At 72.9% G+C, this 15,995-nt stretch carries 13 protein-coding genes; 1 reads left to right on the forward strand and 12 read right to left on the reverse strand.

Annotated features, from left to right (window positions below; translation table 11 throughout):
- Positions 1-19: 19 nt before the first annotated feature.
- From ACZ4XX_RS31315 to ACZ4XX_RS31355, 9 genes are all read right to left on the reverse strand, one after another.
- Positions 20-784, reverse strand: coding sequence for an alpha/beta fold hydrolase (locus tag ACZ4XX_RS31315; RefSeq protein ID WP_468511235.1), 765 nt, complete (start codon positions 782-784; stop codon positions 20-22).
- 93 nt (positions 785-877) lie between these two features.
- Entirely contained in the window at positions 878-1,786 is a 909-nt protein-coding gene (locus tag ACZ4XX_RS31320) for a LysR family transcriptional regulator (RefSeq protein ID WP_468511236.1), read from the reverse strand.
- Positions 1,787-1,823: 37 nt separating this feature from the next.
- Complete coding sequence (locus tag ACZ4XX_RS31325) at positions 1,824-3,023, reverse strand: glycine C-acetyltransferase (RefSeq protein WP_468511237.1); 1,200 nt, start codon at positions 3,021-3,023, stop codon at positions 1,824-1,826.
- A 3-nt stretch (positions 3,024-3,026) separates the two neighbouring features.
- Complete coding sequence (gene tdh, locus ACZ4XX_RS31330; protein WP_468511250.1) at positions 3,027-4,061, reverse strand: L-threonine 3-dehydrogenase; 1,035 nt, start codon at positions 4,059-4,061, stop codon at positions 3,027-3,029.
- 238 nt (positions 4,062-4,299) lie between these two features.
- On the reverse strand, positions 4,300-5,916 hold the full coding sequence (locus ACZ4XX_RS31335) for a phytoene desaturase family protein (RefSeq protein ID WP_468511238.1): 1,617 nt from the start codon (positions 5,914-5,916) through the stop codon (positions 4,300-4,302).
- Between the two features lie 181 nt (positions 5,917-6,097).
- Positions 6,098-8,410, reverse strand: coding sequence for a serine/threonine-protein kinase (locus tag ACZ4XX_RS31340; RefSeq protein WP_468511239.1), 2,313 nt, complete (start codon positions 8,408-8,410; stop codon positions 6,098-6,100).
- A 26-nt stretch (positions 8,411-8,436) separates the two neighbouring features.
- Positions 8,437-9,300 carry an oxygenase MpaB family protein gene (locus ACZ4XX_RS31345; protein ID WP_468511240.1) on the reverse strand — a complete coding sequence of 288 codons (864 nt, stop codon included), beginning with the start codon at positions 9,298-9,300 and terminating at the stop codon, positions 8,437-8,439.
- Positions 9,301-9,404: 104 nt separating this feature from the next.
- Positions 9,405-10,775, reverse strand: coding sequence for an FAD-binding oxidoreductase (locus tag ACZ4XX_RS31350; protein ID WP_468511241.1), 1,371 nt, complete (start codon positions 10,773-10,775; stop codon positions 9,405-9,407).
- A 161-nt stretch (positions 10,776-10,936) separates the two neighbouring features.
- A complete protein-coding gene (locus tag ACZ4XX_RS31355) occupies positions 10,937-11,377 on the reverse strand; it encodes a hypothetical protein (protein ID WP_468511242.1) in 441 nt (146 codons plus the stop codon).
- A gap of 188 nt (positions 11,378-11,565) precedes the next feature.
- On the opposite strand from ACZ4XX_RS31355, the gene ppnP reads away from it, so the two are divergent.
- On the forward strand, positions 11,566-11,847 hold the full coding sequence (gene ppnP / locus ACZ4XX_RS31360) for a pyrimidine/purine nucleoside phosphorylase (protein ID WP_467716754.1): 282 nt from the start codon (positions 11,566-11,568) through the stop codon (positions 11,845-11,847).
- A 220-nt stretch (positions 11,848-12,067) separates the two neighbouring features.
- On the opposite strand, the gene ACZ4XX_RS31365 is transcribed toward ppnP, so the two are convergent.
- From ACZ4XX_RS31365 to ACZ4XX_RS31375, 3 genes are all read right to left on the reverse strand, one after another.
- Positions 12,068-13,687 (reverse strand): sodium/solute symporter, encoded by a 1,620-nt coding sequence (locus tag ACZ4XX_RS31365; RefSeq protein ID WP_468511243.1) that lies wholly within the window; start codon positions 13,685-13,687, stop codon positions 12,068-12,070.
- Positions 13,684-14,289 carry a DUF485 domain-containing protein gene (locus ACZ4XX_RS31370; RefSeq protein ID WP_468511244.1) on the reverse strand — a complete coding sequence of 202 codons (606 nt, stop codon included), beginning with the start codon at positions 14,287-14,289 and terminating at the stop codon, positions 13,684-13,686. The genes ACZ4XX_RS31365 and ACZ4XX_RS31370 overlap by 4 nt, the downstream gene beginning before the upstream one ends.
- A gap of 244 nt (positions 14,290-14,533) precedes the next feature.
- Positions 14,534-15,724, reverse strand: a complete 1,191-nt coding sequence (locus ACZ4XX_RS31375; RefSeq protein WP_468511245.1) for an acyl-CoA dehydrogenase family protein — start codon at positions 15,722-15,724, stop codon at positions 14,534-14,536.
- Positions 15,725-15,995 lie beyond the last annotated feature (271 nt).

Consider the following 15,995-nt stretch of genomic DNA (forward strand, 5'->3'; position numbering starts at 1 on the left):
CCGCGTCGCCCGAGGCGGCTCAGGCGGCCTCCGCGTACAGCTCCTCGATCAGTTGGACGACCCGCTCCGGCTCCCGGAGAGTCGGGTAGTGGTCGGAGGAGGACAGACGCACGAGGCGGCAGCCCGGGATGCGTCCGGCCATCTCCTCGTTGCAGCGCACGACCTCCGGCCGGTCCAGCTCGCCGAGCGCGAGCAGGGTCGGTGCGGAGATCTCCCCGAGCCGGTCGAAGGCGGGCGGGCCGGTGAGCTGGTGACCGATGTTGCTGAACCAGGCGGGCAGCACGGCCCGGCAGAGGGCGGCCGCGACCGGGTCGGACTCGGGGGTGCCGCCGCCGGCCTTCGCCCACGCGCGCAGGCCGAGCCGGACGATGCCCTCCGTGTCGCCGGCCGTGGCCAACGGCTCCAGGCGCTCGAAGAACTCACCCGTGGCCAGTCCCTCGTACCCGGAGACTCCGGGAACGAGGAGGGCGAGGCCCGCCACCCGCCCGGGCGCCTCCAGGGCGAAGTCGACCGAGGTGGCCCCACCCATGCTGGAGCCCACGAGGACCGCCCGCTCGACCTCGAAGTGGTCGAGGACCTCGGCCAGATCGCGGACCGGGAGGTACGCGGTCGTGGGCGCGGGCGAGCGTCCGTAGCCGCGCACGTCGTACCGGATCACCCGCCGCCCGGCGGTGAGCTCCGGCAGGACCGGGTCCCACACCGCGGAGTCGCCGACACCGGGATGGAGCAGGACCCAGCGGCAGGCCGTCCCCTCCCGAGTCGTCCGCCCAGACCTCGCCGTCACTGACAGACACCATGGTTTCCACGGTTCCCCAGTCTGGTGGGGTCCCCGGACGCCCGCCGGCACCCGGACGGTGTCTGGCTGAGATGGCGCCCGTCAGGCGCCGGATTCCGATGCCACACCCAGTGCGGTCAGCACGGGGCTGATCAGCGGGTGGTCCTCCGCGCCCCGCCGGACGGCGGCGAAGACCCTGCGGGTCGGGGCGACGCCCTCGATCGGGCGGACCTCCACACCCGTGAGATCCATGCCGCGCAGCGCCGAACGCGGTACGAGAGCCACGCCGACGGACGCGGCCGCGAGGGCGACGACGGCGCGGAAGTCGTCGGACGAGTGCTCCGGATTCAGTGTGAAGCCGGCGTATTCGCAGGCCAGGACGGTGACGTCATGGCAGGGATTGCCGGCGGACTGGCCGATCCAGGCGTCCTTCGCGAGGTCGCCGAGCGCGACCCGCTCGCCGACCGCCAGCCGGTGGCCCGGCGGCAGGACCGCGTCGAAGGGCTCCGCGTAGAGCGGGACGCGGGTGAGGCGGGCGTCGTCCTCGCCCGGCGCGCCCCGGTACTCGACGGCGACGGCCACGTCGACCTGCCGGTCGAGGACCATCATCAGGCTCTCGTCGCCCTCGGCGTCCCGTACCCGGACCCGGATTCCGGGTGCGGAGTCGGCCAGTGCCCTGATGGCCGGGGCCACCACGAGCCCGATGCCGGTGGCGAAGGCGGCGACCGTGACCGTACCGGCCTCGCCGGAGCCGTAGGCGGCGAGTTCGGACTCGGCGCGTTCCAACTGGGCGAGGACGGCGTTGGCGTGACTGAGGAGGATCTCGCCGGCCGGGGTGAGGCGGGCGCCGCGGGCGCTGCGGTCCACGAGGCGGTGGCCGGTCTCCTGCTCCAGTGCGGCGAGCTGCTGGGAGACGGCGGAGGGGGTGAGATAGAGCGCGGCGGCCGCCGCCGTGACCGTGCGGTGGTCGGCCACCGCACGGAGGATGTGCAACCGCCGCGCTTCGATCATGCCCCCAGTCTCGCAGGCCGCGGGGCCTGCGCCCGCCTCAGCCCCGCAGGGCCGCGCGGGCGTCGACGAACGCGTCGACGGCCCGGTTCACGTCCTCCGTGGAGTGCGCGGCGGAGAGCTGGACGCGGATGCGGGCCTGGCCCTGCGGCACGACCGGGTACGAGAAGCCGATCACGTACACGCCGCGCTCCAGGAGCAGCTCGGCCATGCGGCCGGCCTCGGACGCGTCGCCGATCATGACGGGGGCGATGGCGTGGTCGCCGGGGAGGACGTCGAAGCCCTCCGCCGTCATCCGGGTCCGGAACAGCTCGGTGTTGGCGCGCAGCCGGTCGCGCAGGTCACCGGCGGACTCCAGCAGGTCGAGGACCTTGAGGGAGGCGGCGGCGATCACCGGGGCGAGGGTGTTCGAGAAGAGGTACGGCCGGGAGCGCTGGCGCAGCAGGGCGACGATCTCGGCGCGGGCCGCGACGTAGCCGCCGGAAGCACCGCCGAGGGCCTTGCCGAGGGTGCCGGTGATGATGTCGACGCGGTCCATCACGCCGTGCAGCTCGGGGGTGCCGCGGCCGCCGGGGCCGACGAAGCCGACGGCGTGCGAGTCGTCGACCATGACCATGGCGTCGTAGCGCTCGGCCAGGTCGCAGATCTCGCCGAGCGGGGCGACGTAGCCGTCCATGGAGAAGACGCCGTCGGTGACGATGAGCTTGCGCCGGGCGCCGCCCTCCGCGGCCTCCTTGAGCTGCTGCTCGAGGTCGGCCATGTCGCGGTTGGCGTAGCGGAAGCGGCGGGCCTTGGAGAGGCGGATGCCGTCGATGATCGAGGCGTGGTTGAGGGCGTCGGAGATGACGGCGTCCTCGGCGCCGAGGATCGTCTCGAAGACACCGCCGTTGGCGTCGAAGCAGGAGGAGTAGAGGATCGTGTCCTCCTGGCCCAGGAAGGACGAGAGGCGCGCCTCCAGCTCCTTGTGCACCTCCTGCGTGCCGCAGATGAAGCGGACGGAGGCCATGCCGTAGCCCCAGCGGTCGAGCGCCTCGTGCGCGGCGGCGACCACCTCCGGGTGGTCGGCGAGGCCCAGGTAGTTGTTGGCACAGAAGTTGAGCACCTCGCCCGGGCGGCCCCCCGAGGTGACGGCGACGGTGGCCGACTGGGGGGTGCCGATGACACGCTCGGGCTTGTGGAGTCCGGCCTTCTGGATCTCGTCGAGAGTGGCGCGGATGTCGTCGCGTACGGAATCGAACATGGGTCAGGCTCCCGCAGTCCAGTCGAGGATGATCTTGCCGCTCTTGCCGGAGGCCGCGTCGTCGAAGGCGGCCTCGAAGTCGGTGTACGCGTAGCGTCCGGTGACGACGGGCGAGAGGTCGAGTCCGCCCTCCAGGAGCACCGACATCGCGTACCAGGTCTCGAACATCTCGCGGCCGTAGATGCCCTTGATCGTGATCATGGAGGTGACGATCTTCGCCCAGTCGACGGCGAAGTCCTCGCTGGGCAGGCCCAGCATGGCGATCTTGCCGCCGTGGGTCATGTTGGCGACCATGTCGCGCATCGCGCGCGGGTTGCCGGACATCTCCAGGCCGACGTCGAAGCCCTCCTTGAGCCCGAGGGTGCGCTGACCGTCGGCGATGGTGTGCTCGGCGACGTTGAGGGCGAGCGTGACGCCCGTCTTGCGCGCCAGGGCGAGGCGCTCCTCGCTGACGTCGGTGATCATGACGCTGCGGGCGCCGGCGTGCTTGGCGACGGCGGCGGCCATGATGCCGATCGGGCCCGCGCCGGTGACGAGGACGTCCTCGCCGACGAGCGGGAAGGAGAGCGCCGTGTGCACGGCGTTGCCGAAGGGGTCGAAGATCGCGGCGATGTCGAGGTCGACGGGGACGCGGTGCACCCACACGTTGGACGCGGGCAGCGCCACGTACTCGGCGAAGGCTCCGTCCCGGCCGACGCCGAGGCCGATGGTGGCGCGGCAGAGGTGGCGGCGGCCGGCCAGGCAGTTGCGGCACTTGCCGCAGACGAGGTGGCCCTCGCCGCTGACCAGGTCGCCGACGGCGATGTCGGCGACGTCACGGCCGACGGAGACGACCTCGCCGACGAACTCGTGGCCGAGGGTCAGCGGGGTGGCGATCGTCTTCTGCGCCCAGCCGTCCCAGGAGCGGATGTGCAGGTCGGTCCCGCAGATACCGGTCCGCCGCACCTTGATGAGTACGTCGCCGGGACCGGTCTCCGGCTCGGGCACGTCCGTGAGCCAGAGTCCCGGCTCCGCCTTCAGCTTGACCAACGCCTTCAATGCCACGGCTCCCGACGTGCGTGTCCTGTGATGTGCGGGGTACGGGCGCGGCAGCGCGCCCAAGATCCCTGGAAGAGAATCTTCCGTACGGAGCGCTCGCGGTCCATCGAGGATTTCTTAAGCGCGCTCGCAGATCAGCTTCACACCACAGGCGGGGGCGGGGCGACGTCAACGCGTCCGAACGGAGCGGCCCCCGTCGGGGACCTCCCGTCCCGGCCGTGTGACGGGTGTCCGGGGGTCAGTGGCCGAGGGCCGCCATCGCCGCGTTGTGCCCGGGGATGCCACTGACCCCGCCGCCGCGGATCGCGCCCGCGCCGCACAGCAGCACGTTGGCGTGGCGCGTCTCGACACCCCAGCGACCGGCGGCCGCGTCCCCGTCGGTGCCCGCGTGCGTGCCCGCACCCGCACCCGCGTCGTCCGCCGCGTACGGGAAGGACAGGTCGCGGTGGAAGATGTGGCCGCCCGGGAGGCGCAGCTCGCGTTCGAGGTCGAGCGGGGTCTTCGCCTCGATGCAGGGACGGCCGTCCGCGTCGAGCGCGAGGCAGTCGGCGATCGGCTCGTCGAGGTGGGCGTCGAGCTGGTCGAGGGTCGCCGCGAGGAGCGCGGCGCGGGTGCCGTCGTTGTCGGCGGCGAACAGCCGGGCGGGGGTGTGCAGCCCGAACAGGGTGAGGGTGTGGTGGCCCGTCGCGGCGAGTCCGGGGCCCAGGATCGTCGGGTCGGTCAGGGAGTGGCAGTAGATCTCGGAGGGCGGCGCGGAGGGCAGCCGTCCGGCGGCGGCCTCGGCGTGGGCGGCGGCGAGCTGGCCGTACCCCTCGGCGATGTGGAAGGTACCGGCGAAGGCCTCGTGCGGGTCGACGGAGCGGTCGCGGAGCTTCGGCAGCCGGGTCAACAGCATGTTGACCTTGAGCTGCGCGCCTTCGGGGGCGGGCGGGGGCGTGTCGCCGAGCAGGGCGGCGAGGTCGCGGGGCGAGGCGTTGACGAGGACGTGTCCGGCCTCGACGGTGCCCTCGCCGTCGGCGGTCCGGAAGGTGATCGCGGCGCGCTGCCCGTCGGTCTCGATCCGGGTGGCCTCGTGCCCGGTGCGGATGTCGGCCCCGGCGGCACGGGCCGCGTCGGCGAGGGCGTCGGTGAGGGCTCCCATGCCACCGACGGGCACGTCCCAGTCGCCGGTGCCGCCGCCGATGACGTGGTAGAGGAAGCAGCGGTTCTGCAGGAGCGTCGGGTCGTGGGCGTCGGAGAAGGTGCCGATGAGGGCATCGGTGAGGACGACGCCGCGGACGAGGTCGTCGGCGAACTCCCGCTCGACGGTGACGCCCAGGGGTTCCTCGAAGAGCATCCGCCAGGTGTCGGCGTCGTCCACGCGGGCGCGGAGCGCGGCGCGGGTGGGGAGGGGCTCGGTGAGGGTGGGGAAGATGCGGCGGGCGGCGCGGGCGGTGCGCTCGTAGAAGGCCTGCCAGGCCTCGTACTCGCGGTCGGACCCGGTGAGTTCCGCGAAGGAGGCGCGGGTGCGGTCGGTGCCGCCGCCGACGAGCAGACCGCCGTCGCCCTTCGGGGTGTACGAGGAGATGGACCGTTTCCGTACGGCGAACCGCAGCCCGAGATCGCGCACGATCTTCTCCGGAAGGAGCGAGACGAGGTACGAGTACCGGGAGAGGCGGGCGTCGACCCCGGCGAACGGCCGGGTGGACACCGCCGCGCCACCGGTGGAGCCGAGCCGCTCCAGGACGAGCACGGAGCGCCCGGCACGGGCGAGGTAGGCGGCGGCGACGAGGCCGTTGTGTCCTCCGCCGACGACGACGGCGTCGTACGAGCGGGAGGCGGGCCGGGCGTCCGGGCGCAGGTCGGGGGCAGTCATGGCTCATGCTCACACGGAGGCGACGGCCGGGGAAGAGGACGGTGGGGCGGGCCGGGGAAGAGGACCTTCCGCTCGGACGTACCGCGGTGCGGTGGCCGCTCGCGTCTGCGACCGCCCAGGTGGCCGCTCAGCCCGCAGCCGCGTCGGTGGAGGCTCAGACCTGCGGCCGTGCGCCGGCCGCTCAGACCTGGGGCGGTGCGCTGGCCGCTCTCAGGTGGAGGGCGGCCGCCTCGGCATGGCGGCCCAGCCGCTCCAGACAGTGGGCCTCGTCGTCCAGGGCCGCGAGGGTGTCGGGGTGGGCAGGGCCGAGGAGCCGGGTGCGGGCGGCCGCGACCGCGCCGTGCGAGGCGAGTGCCTCCTCCCAGCGGCCGAGGCGGCCGAGGGCGACGGCGGTCTCCCGGCGGCTCAGGAGGGTGTCCGGGTGATCCGGGCCGAGGACCCGCTCGCGGTCCGCGTGGACGCCCTCGGACTCGGTGAGCGCCTCGGGCCAGCGGCCGAGGCGGCCGAGGTTGACGGCCAGGGCGTGGCGGGCGCGGAGGGTCTCGGGGCCGTCGGCACCCTGTGCACGGGTGCGCGCGGCGACGAGGTCACGGCAGACGCCCAAGGCGTCCGCGGCCTGCCCGAGCCGGCCGAGGAGGACACCGGTCTCGTAGCGGGCGGCGAGGGTGTCGGGGTGTTCGGGGCCGAGGGCCGCGGCGCGCGCGTCGGCGACGGCGCGGTACTGGGCGAGGGCCTCGTCTCCCCGCCCCAACCGCCCGAGTGTGTAGGCCACTTCGCGCCGGGTCACGAGCGTGTCGGGATGGTCCTCACCGAGGAGCCGGGCCCGTGCGTCCGCGACCTCGTGCGCCGTGCGGTACGACTCCTCGAAGCGGCCCAGGCGGCCGAGCGTGTAGGCGAGGTTGTGGCGGCAGCGCAGGGTGTCCGGGTGGTCGGGGCCGACGGTGCGCTCGCGTGCGGCGAGCACGGTGACGTACACCTCGTACGCCTCGGGGTGCCGTCCCAGGCGCCCGAGCGCGTACGCCCGCTCCTGCCGGGCCGCGAGGGTGTCGGGGTGGTCCTCGCCGAGGACGCGCGCGCGGGTGGCGGCGACCATGCCGAAGACGCGCAGGGCGTCGGCGGGGCGGTCGAGCCGGGCGAGGGCGAAGCCGACCTCGTAGTGGCTGGCCAGGGTGTCCGGGTGGTCCTCGCCGAGGGCCGCCGAACGGTGCTCGGCGACGGACCGGTGCACGGACTCGGCCTCGTCCCAGCGGCCGAGCCGACCGAGGCCCATGCCCGCGCGGTACCGGCCGGCGAGCACCGCGATCAGCTCCGCGGAGGCGGCGGGGCGCGCCGGCGCGGGCTCGTGCCGTGCGGGTGCACCGCCGGCGTCCGTGGCGGCGGTCGTCCACTCCGTGGTGAGAACGGCCGCGGCGGGGTCGTGGGCGACGGGGCGCGGCACGCCGGCGGCGTCTGCGGGCCGGTGCCCGCCTCTGAGCGCCCGGAGCCACGCGGGCATGGGGGCGGTCGCGCCGGGATCGGCACCGGAGCCGGGAAGCGATCCCGGCGCGGAAGCGGAACCGGGCCCTGCCGCGGAACCCGGCCCTGGGACGACGGTCGCCCCGGCCTGCGACGCGTCGGCGCCGCCCGCCCCCGGCGGGGAGAGCGCGACCCGCCCCGTCACGATCCGGCGGCGCAGGTCTCCCGCGTCGGCCGGCCGCTCCGCCGGCACCTTGGCGAGCAGGTCGACCACGATCCGGTCGAAGTAGTCGGGGAGTTCGGCGCGGTGCGCGCGCGGCGGACTCGGCACCGTGTCGCGGTGACCGATGAGGATGGCCCAGGAGTCGCCCAGGTCGAAGGGCGGGACGCCGGTGGCGAGTTCGTACAGCACGCACCCCAGCGAGTAGAGGTCGCTGCGGTGGTCGATCTCGCCGCCGCCGATCTGTTCGGGCGACATGTAGTGGGGCGTGCCCATGGCGATGCCCGTGCCGGTGAGCTTGGACGTGAAGCCGACGTCCGCGCCGAGGCGCGCTATGCCGAAGTCGCAGATCTTCACCGTGCCGTCCCGCAGGCGCATGATGTTCGCGGGCTTGAGGTCGCGGTGCACGATTCCGTGCCGGTGGGTGTACGCGAGGGCGTCGGCGACCTGGTCGGCGATCTCGACGACGTCGTGGACGGGCAGCGGGTGCTGGGCGTTGGCGGCGAGGAGCTGGCTGAGATTGCGCCCCTCGAGGAGCTCCATGACGAGGAAGAGCACGCCGTCGTACTCGCCGAAGTCGTGCACGACGGTGATGCCCCGGTGCTGGAGGGCCGCGGCCACCCGCGCCTCGCGCCGGAACCGCTCGCGGACCACGGTGAGGACCTGCGGGTCCTGCTGCGGTCCGATCGGCTTGAGGCACTTCACGGCGACCCCGCGCCCGAGCGCCTCGTCGGTGGCGCGCCACACCTCGCCCATGCCCCCGCGACCGATGACCTCGTGCAGGCGGTACCGGCCCTGGATCAGTCTCGATTCCCCCATCGTGTGCTGCCGCCCCCGTCGATTTCCTACGCCCTTCCCGGCTCCTCCAGTATGGACGTCGGTTCGGACAGTGGGTACGGGGCGGGGTACGTGTAAGGGTCGGGTCGCGTCCCCGGGCCGAGCCGGTCCATCGCGCGGAGGATGTGCCGGGGCGGCAGCCGCCAGCGCAGGCGGGCGGGAATGCGGCGCAGCAGGCCTGCCGTGGCGACGAGACGGCGGGTGACGGTCTCCGGCGGCGGTGCGGGCCGGCCGTAGAGCTCGTGGGCGTAGGGGGGCAGAGTGTCGTACGCGAGCGCCGCGACGCGCCGCCAGATCACCTCGCGCGCCGGTACGAGCACGGGTTTGACCGGCGGCCGGCGCAGGAAGTCCTCGACGGTCCGGGCGTCCGCGCCGGCCTCGAGCCGGGGCCGTACGGTCCGGAAGTAGGCGTCGAGCGCGGCGGTGGACCCGGGGACGGTGGCCGGATCCAGCCCGACGAGCCGTGCCGAGGTGCGGTGCTCGTCGACGTACCGGTCGGCCTGGACGTCGGTGAGCGGGATGCCCGAGCGGCGGGCGACCGCGAGGTACGAGTCGGTCTCGGCGCAGTGCACCCAGAGGAGCAGCTCCGGGTCGTCCACGCCGAGCCGCCGATGGATCCGGCGCACCCGGGCCCCCGCGGCCTCGGCGGCCTCGGTGGTCCCGTAGCTCAGGGTCCCGACGAAGTCCGCGGTCCGCATGAGCCGCCCCCAGGGATCCTTCCGGAAGCTGCTGTTGATCATGACGCCGCGCACGGCGACGGGGTGCAGTGCCTGCAGCCACAGCGCCCGCACGCCCGCGATCCACATGACCGGGTCGCTGTGCACCTGCCAGGTCACGGAACGGGGTCCGAAGAGCCCCGGGTCGGCACTCAAGAAGCGTCCTCGCTCATACCGTTCAGGCTACGTCGGAACCGGCTCCCCGGAACCGGTCGTGCACGACGGGGCGGGCGGACGTCGCGGGAGGACCGGCGCGGATCTCAGGGTTCGATGTTCTGGTTCAGGTGGAACAGGTTTCCCGGGTCGTACGTCCGCTTGACGTCGACCAGGCGGTCGTAGTTGGCCCCGTAGTTGGCTCTGATCCGTCCCCGGTCGTCGTCGGCCATGAAGTTGATGTAGCCGCCCTCCTCGGAGTGCGGGGCGGTGGCCTCGTAGTAGTCGCGGACCCAGGCGATGTTGGCCTCGTTGGCGGAGGCGTCGGGCCACATGCCGGCGATGACGGTGGCGAACGAGGCGTCCCGGTAGGCGAAGGCCGTGGCGTCGGGGGCGACGCGGTGGCAGGCGCCGTTGATCGGGTAGATGTGGACCGTCGAGTTCACGGCGGGCAGCCCCGGGGCGTGCTCGATGTGCGCCTCGATCGCGGCGTCGGTGAGCTCGGTGACGAAGTTGGCCTTCCAGTAGTGCTGGAGGCCGGGCGGTACGAGTGCGTCGAAGGCGCTGTTGAGCGCCGGGTACGGCATGGGCCCGACGTGCTCGGCGACGACCGGCGCGAAGTCGCGGAGGGGCCGCAGGGCCTTCTCGCCCTCGTCGAGCGGTCCGGACCAGCACGCCACGACCAGGGCGAAGGTGTCACCGTGCCGGTCCTCCGGGATGAACGGGAGCGGCGGTGCGATCTGGAAGGCGGGGAACCCTCCCAGTTGCTCCGGTGCGTCGGCGATGAGGTCGGTGAAGGCGCGCACGACGGTGGCCGCGTCCTCCAGTTCGAAGAGCATCGGTCCGCCGTAGATGTCCTTGACGGGGGCGAGCCGGTACTCGAACGAGGTCACGGCGCCGAAATTGCCGCCGCCCCCGCGCAGGGCCCAGAACAGGTCGGCGTTCTCCTCCTCGCTGGCGACGACGAGCCGGCCGTCCGCGGTCACCACGTCGGCCGAGACGAGGTTGTCGCAGCTCAGGCCGAGCCCCCGGGCCAGATAGCCGATGCCGCCGCCGAGGGTGAGTCCGCCGACGCCGGTGGTGGAGATGATCCCGCCGGTGGTGGCGAGGCCGAAGGCGTGCGTCGCCGCGTTGAAGTCGCCCCAGGTGGCCCCGCCCTCCGCGCGGGCCGTGCGCCGCACCGGGTCGACGCGGACGCCGCGCATCCCGGAGAGATCGGCCACGACGCCGTCGTCGCAGGTCCCGAAGCCGGGGACGCTGTGCGCTCCGCCCCGCACGGCCAGGTCGAGCCCGTTCTCACGGGCGAAGTCGACCGCGGCCATGACGTCGCCCGCGTTGACGCAGCGCACGATCACGGCGGGTCTCTTGTCGATCATGGCGTTGTGCACCGTGCGTGCCTCGTCGAAGGCATCGTCGTCGGCCGTGACGACCGTCCCGCGTACCCGTTCGCGCAGCTGGTCGTTCGAGAGCTTGCCCATGGCCACCGCTCCTCGCTCGAATCATTTCCACGCTACGCCGATGCCGCCGGGCCTCAACCGGAGACATCGGCCTCGCGATCGAGTGCCCGGGCGGACGGCGGACGGCGGGCTGCGGGTGGCGGGCTGCGGGTGGACCGAGGGGCTACAGGTGAACCGAGGGGCTACAGGTCCTCGCAGAGCGTGCGGGCCCGTGCCAGGTCCTTCTTCACCGTCGCGTCGAACTCGAAGACCTGGTTGTGGCGTTCCTGCGAGCGGCGTATGGCCTGGGCGAGCGGCTCGTACGCCGCGTCGCCCGCCGCCGCCGACGCGGAGAGCGCCCCGGCCGCCGCGTAGCGGTTGAGGGCGATCTCGCCGACGGCCCCCTTCTCCAGGTACGTGCCCTCGTCGAACCCGTCGAGGGCCTCGCACGCGGCACGCGCGTCGGCCGCCGCCGTTCCGCCGCCGCCGTCGGTGGTCAGCGCCCATACGGCGCCGGTCCCCGCGGCACCGAGAACGAGGCCGCCCACGAGTGCCAGGACCACGGCCCCGGTGCGGGCTCGGGGTCGTTCGGCGGTCGTCGGGGCGTGGGCGGGGGCGGGGATCTGGGGCTCCTGTGGCTGCATTCCGCACAAGATAGCGCGGGCACGTTCAGGGCTTCGGTCCCGCCGCTGCACCGGCCCGCCCGTCCAGCACCTGAGACCGGCGGAGGGCGCCGCCTCCGCCCCGTTAGGGTGCCCCTACCCGTGGCCGGAACACGACGGCCCGGCCGCGGCCCGGCCGCCTCTTTCGCCCGACTCCCGCAAGGATGCCCATGTTTACGGTCAACGAGTACTTCGACGGCACGGTCAAGTCGATCGCGTTCACGCAGGAGCAGGGCCCTGCGACCATCGGCGTCATGGCCCCCGGCGAGTACGAGTTCGGCACCGCCGCCGCGGAGATCATGCACGTGGTCAGCGGCGCCCTGACGGTGCGGCTGCCCGGCGCCGACGCGTGGGAGACCTTCGCCGCCGGGGACCACTTCAAGGTCCCCGGCGACAGCAGGTTCCAGCTGCGGGTCGCGGTGGAGACCGCCTACCTCTGCGAGTACCGCTGACCTCCTCGGACGCGTACCGCTGACGCGGGGACGACAGGGAAGGCCCGCCATCGGGGGCGCGCGGCGCCGGCACCCCGGACGGGGGCGTCGGGAGAGCGCGGCGAGGGCCCCGTCCGCGGGGTGCGGCCGGAAAGATGGACGACGGCGAGCGTACGTCCGGGTCCGGAAGGGCGCCCGGCCCGGAACTTCTGGCCGGGCGCCCTCCCTCGGGGCGTGCGCGTCAGGACGCGGACGCGGTGTTCGCCGCGGGTGTGCCGGCCAGGATCGTCTCCTCCACCGCTTCGTACCGCATGCGCTGGTCGGCCGGGTCACCTTCGCGGAGCACCGTGCCGAGCCAGCCCGCGAGGAAGCCCAGCGGGGCCGAGAGGATGCCCGACGTGGTGAACGGGAACCAGTTGAAGTCCTGGTCCGGGAAGATCGCCTGGGGCGATCCGGACACCAGGTTGCTGCCGGTCATGAGGATGAACGCGGAGGCGCTGCCCACGATGAGGGTGCAGAGCAGTCCCGTTCGGGAGTAGCGGCGCCAGAAGAGGCTGTAGATGAGGGCCGGTGCGACCGCGGACGCGCCGATGCAGAACGACAGGGTGAGCAGTGCCTGAAGGTTGAGATGCCGCGCACCGGCGGCGATCGCGATCGCCACGAGCCCGACGACCGCCGCGGCGATCCGGGCGATGGCCATCTCTACGGAGCCCTTCAGTTGCGCCTTTCGGCGCAGCCCGTGCGTGATGAGGTCGTGCGCCAGGGAGTTGGCGCAGGCCAGGGTGATCCCGGCGACCGAGGCCAGCAGGGTGAGGAAGACGGCTGTCGCCACGGCCGTGAACAGCAGCGTCTCGACGGTCGTCTGGTCCGTCCCCATGACGGCCTGGCTGACCATGAGGAACGCCGTCTTGCCCTGTGGGTCGCCGGCGACGATCCCCTGGTGGCCGACGATCGCCGCCGCGCCGAAGCCGATGACGGCGATCAGCAGACAGGTCACGACGACGGTCGACACAGCCCAGGACATGGAGCGCCGCACGGCTGCCGCGCTGCGCGCGGTGAACATGCGCATGGTGATCTGCGGCAGCACCGCGGCGCCGAGCACGACCGTCAACTGAGTGCTGATCATGTCGAGTTCGTTGCCGCCGAACTGCAGACCGGAGGCGAGATAGGCGTCTCCCGCTCCGCTGCCGCGCTTGGCGGCGTCCAGCAGGGAAGGCAGGCTGAAGTCGAAGCGGTGGAGGATGAGCGCGGCGATCGCGAAGGACGCGCCGAGCAGGGCGACGGTCTTGACGATCTGGATGAAGGCGGTGCCCTTCATGCCGCCGATCGCCGCGTACGCGATCATCAGCAGGCCCAGGAACACGATCGCCCCGGTCTTGAAGCCGTCGGAGTCGAAGCCGAGGACGACGGAGAGGAGATCGCCCGCGCCCGCGAGCTGGAAGACCACCAGCGGCAGCAGTGCGGTCAGGGTGACCGCAGCCGTGGCGATCCGCACGGCAGGGCCGGGGAGACGCCGGGTGAGGACGTCGCCGATCGTGAACCGGCCCGCGTTACGCAGCGGTTCGGCCAGCAGGAACATCATCAGGACCAGCGAGAGCACGGTGCTCAGGGCGAGCGTGACGCCGTCGTAGCCGACGAGCGCGATGATGCCGATCGTGCCGAGCACGGTGCCGGCGGAGATGTAGTCGCCGGCGATCGCGAGGCCGCTCTGCACGGGGGAGAGCGAACGGTAACCGGTGTAGAAGTCGCCCAGGTCGTCACGGTCGGGGCCGGTCATCACGCAGAGCAGCAGCGTGACGGTGATGACCGCGATGAACGCGATCAGCGACATGGTCTGCGCCTCGGAGCTGAAGCCGGTCATGCGCGCACACCTCCGGTGGGCTGCTGCCACACGGGACGCCCGGAACGGCCCTGGCGTTCCGGGCGGGGCGCGGCTGCCGCGGCCGCCTGCTCGGCGCGTTCGCGGATCGCCGCGGCGAGCGGGTCGACCTGCTTGCGCGCGATCCGCTCGTACACCGCGATCGCGGCCAGCGCCACGGGCAGCTGGAGGAGCCCCAGGACCAGACCGGTGGTGAGACCACCGGAGATGCTGCCGGTCATCACCGAGGGGGCGTAGCCGGACAGGAGGAGGAAGACGACGAAGTAGCCGAGCGCGGTGAAGGTGGCGACGCGGCGGAGCCTGCGGTACGCCGATCCGAGCCGGTGCAGATCATCACGGTCGTCGGTGGCGGCGGGCGGTTGCGGCTGCTGCGGGGACGCGTCCCAGGGCTGCTGCGCGGAGTCCCAGGACGCCGACGAGGACTCCCATGCCCGCGGGGACGGGTCCCAGGCCGCCGGTGGATCGGTGCCCCAGGACGGCGGTCCGCCCTCCCAGGACTGCGGCGCCGCCTCTTGGCGGTGCCGCCCGGGATTCCGGTGCTGAGGTACGGGCGGTGGCCCGGGGAAAGGCTGGTGGTACGACATCGATCTTGCTCCTTGCCGCCCCGGGGGACGGGCGGGTGGCGCCGGTGGTCCGCGTACGTTACTCATGGGTATAGCCCTCATGTAAGGGGATCCCGACCGCTCGGTATGTCGGTTCGGTGACGATCCTGTGCGCGTGGCGACGAAACCGGCAGAAACCCCCGTCGTGGATCTTTCCGCAGGTCACGGGCGGGTCTCGGGGCGCCACCGGGACCAGGACGGGCCACTCGGCACGGCCGGTCACGCGCTATCGGCGGACGCGGGGCATGCCGAGGCCGATCCAGGAGATGATCTCGCGCTGGATCTCGTTGTTGCCGCCGCCGAAGGTGAAGATGACGGCCGAGCGGTAGCCGCGTTCCAGTTCGCCGTGGAGCACCGCGCCGGCCGAGCCCTCCTTGAGGGCGCCCGCGGCGGCGACGACCTCCATGAGGGCCGCGTAGGCGTCGCGGCGGGCCTCGGAGCCGTAGACCTTGACGGCGGAGGCGTCCTGGGGGGTGAGGGTGCCGTTCTGGACGGCGTTCACCATCTGCCAGTTGAGCAGCTTCATCGCGTCGAGCCGGGCGTGGGTGCGGGCCAGGGTGCGGCGGACCCAGGGCAGGTCGATGACGCGCCGGCCGTCGGTGAGCAGCGTCGCGGCGGCCCAGTGCTGGACGTCGTGGAGCGCGCGGATCGCCATCGTGCCGTGGGCCGCGAGGGTGACGCGCTCGTGGTTGAGCTGGTTGGTGATGAGGCGCCAGCCCTTGTTCTCGCCGCCGACCCGGCGCGAGGCGGGGACCTTGATGTTGTCGTAGTAGCTGGCGGTGGTGTCGTGCGAGGCGAGGGTGTTGATGATCGTGCAGGAGTAGCCGGGGTCGCCGGTCGGTACGAGCAGCATCGTGATGCCCTTGTGCGGCGGCGCGTCCGGGTCGGTGCGGACCGCGAGCCAGACCCAGTCGGCGGTGTCGCCGTTCGTGGTCCAGATCTTCTGCCCGTTCACCGTGTAGGTACCGGTGTCCTCGTCCCCCTCGCGGACCGCGCGGGTCTTCAGGGCGGCGAGGTCGGTGCCCGCGTCGGGCTCGCTGTAGCCGATGGCGAAGTCGATCTCGCCGGAGAGGATCCGCGGCAGGAAGTAGGCCTTCTGCTCGTCGGTGCCGAAGCTCATGATCGTCGGTCCGACGGTGTTCAGTGCCATGAGCGGCAGGGGCACGCCCGCCTGCGCGGCCTCGTCGAAGAAGATGAACTGTTCCATCGGGGTCAGCCCCCGCCCGCCGTACTCGGCCGGCCAGCCGACCCCGAGCCAGCCGTCGGCGCCGAGCCGGCGCACGGTCTCCCGGTAGAAGCGCTTCTGCGCCGCCGGGTCCGCGTAGCGGGTGTGGACGTCCTCGGGGACCAGCTCGGCGAAGTAGGCACGCAGCTCGGCGCGCAGGCTGTTCTGGGCGGACGTGTATGCGAGGTGCATGGGGCGGGCCTCCCGTGGCGGCTGTCCTGCGGCGGCGGACCTGCGGGGTCCTCGGCGTCGCCCGGGCGGTGCGACGAGCGACGGCGGCCACGGTAGAACGTGTTCCACAAATGCGGAAGCCTCGGAGCGGCTCCGGACGGCCCTCGGGGCCGGTTCTCGGGTGGGCAACAAGGGGAGGGGGGGGGGGGGGGGGGACTTGTGGATCCCCTTTGTGTATTGGGGCTGGTCTTGATCTGTGTGGGTTTCTGGTGATCCCTTTCGGTCCTTCTAG

Source organism: Streptomyces sp. NPDC029956 (assembly GCF_055574655.1).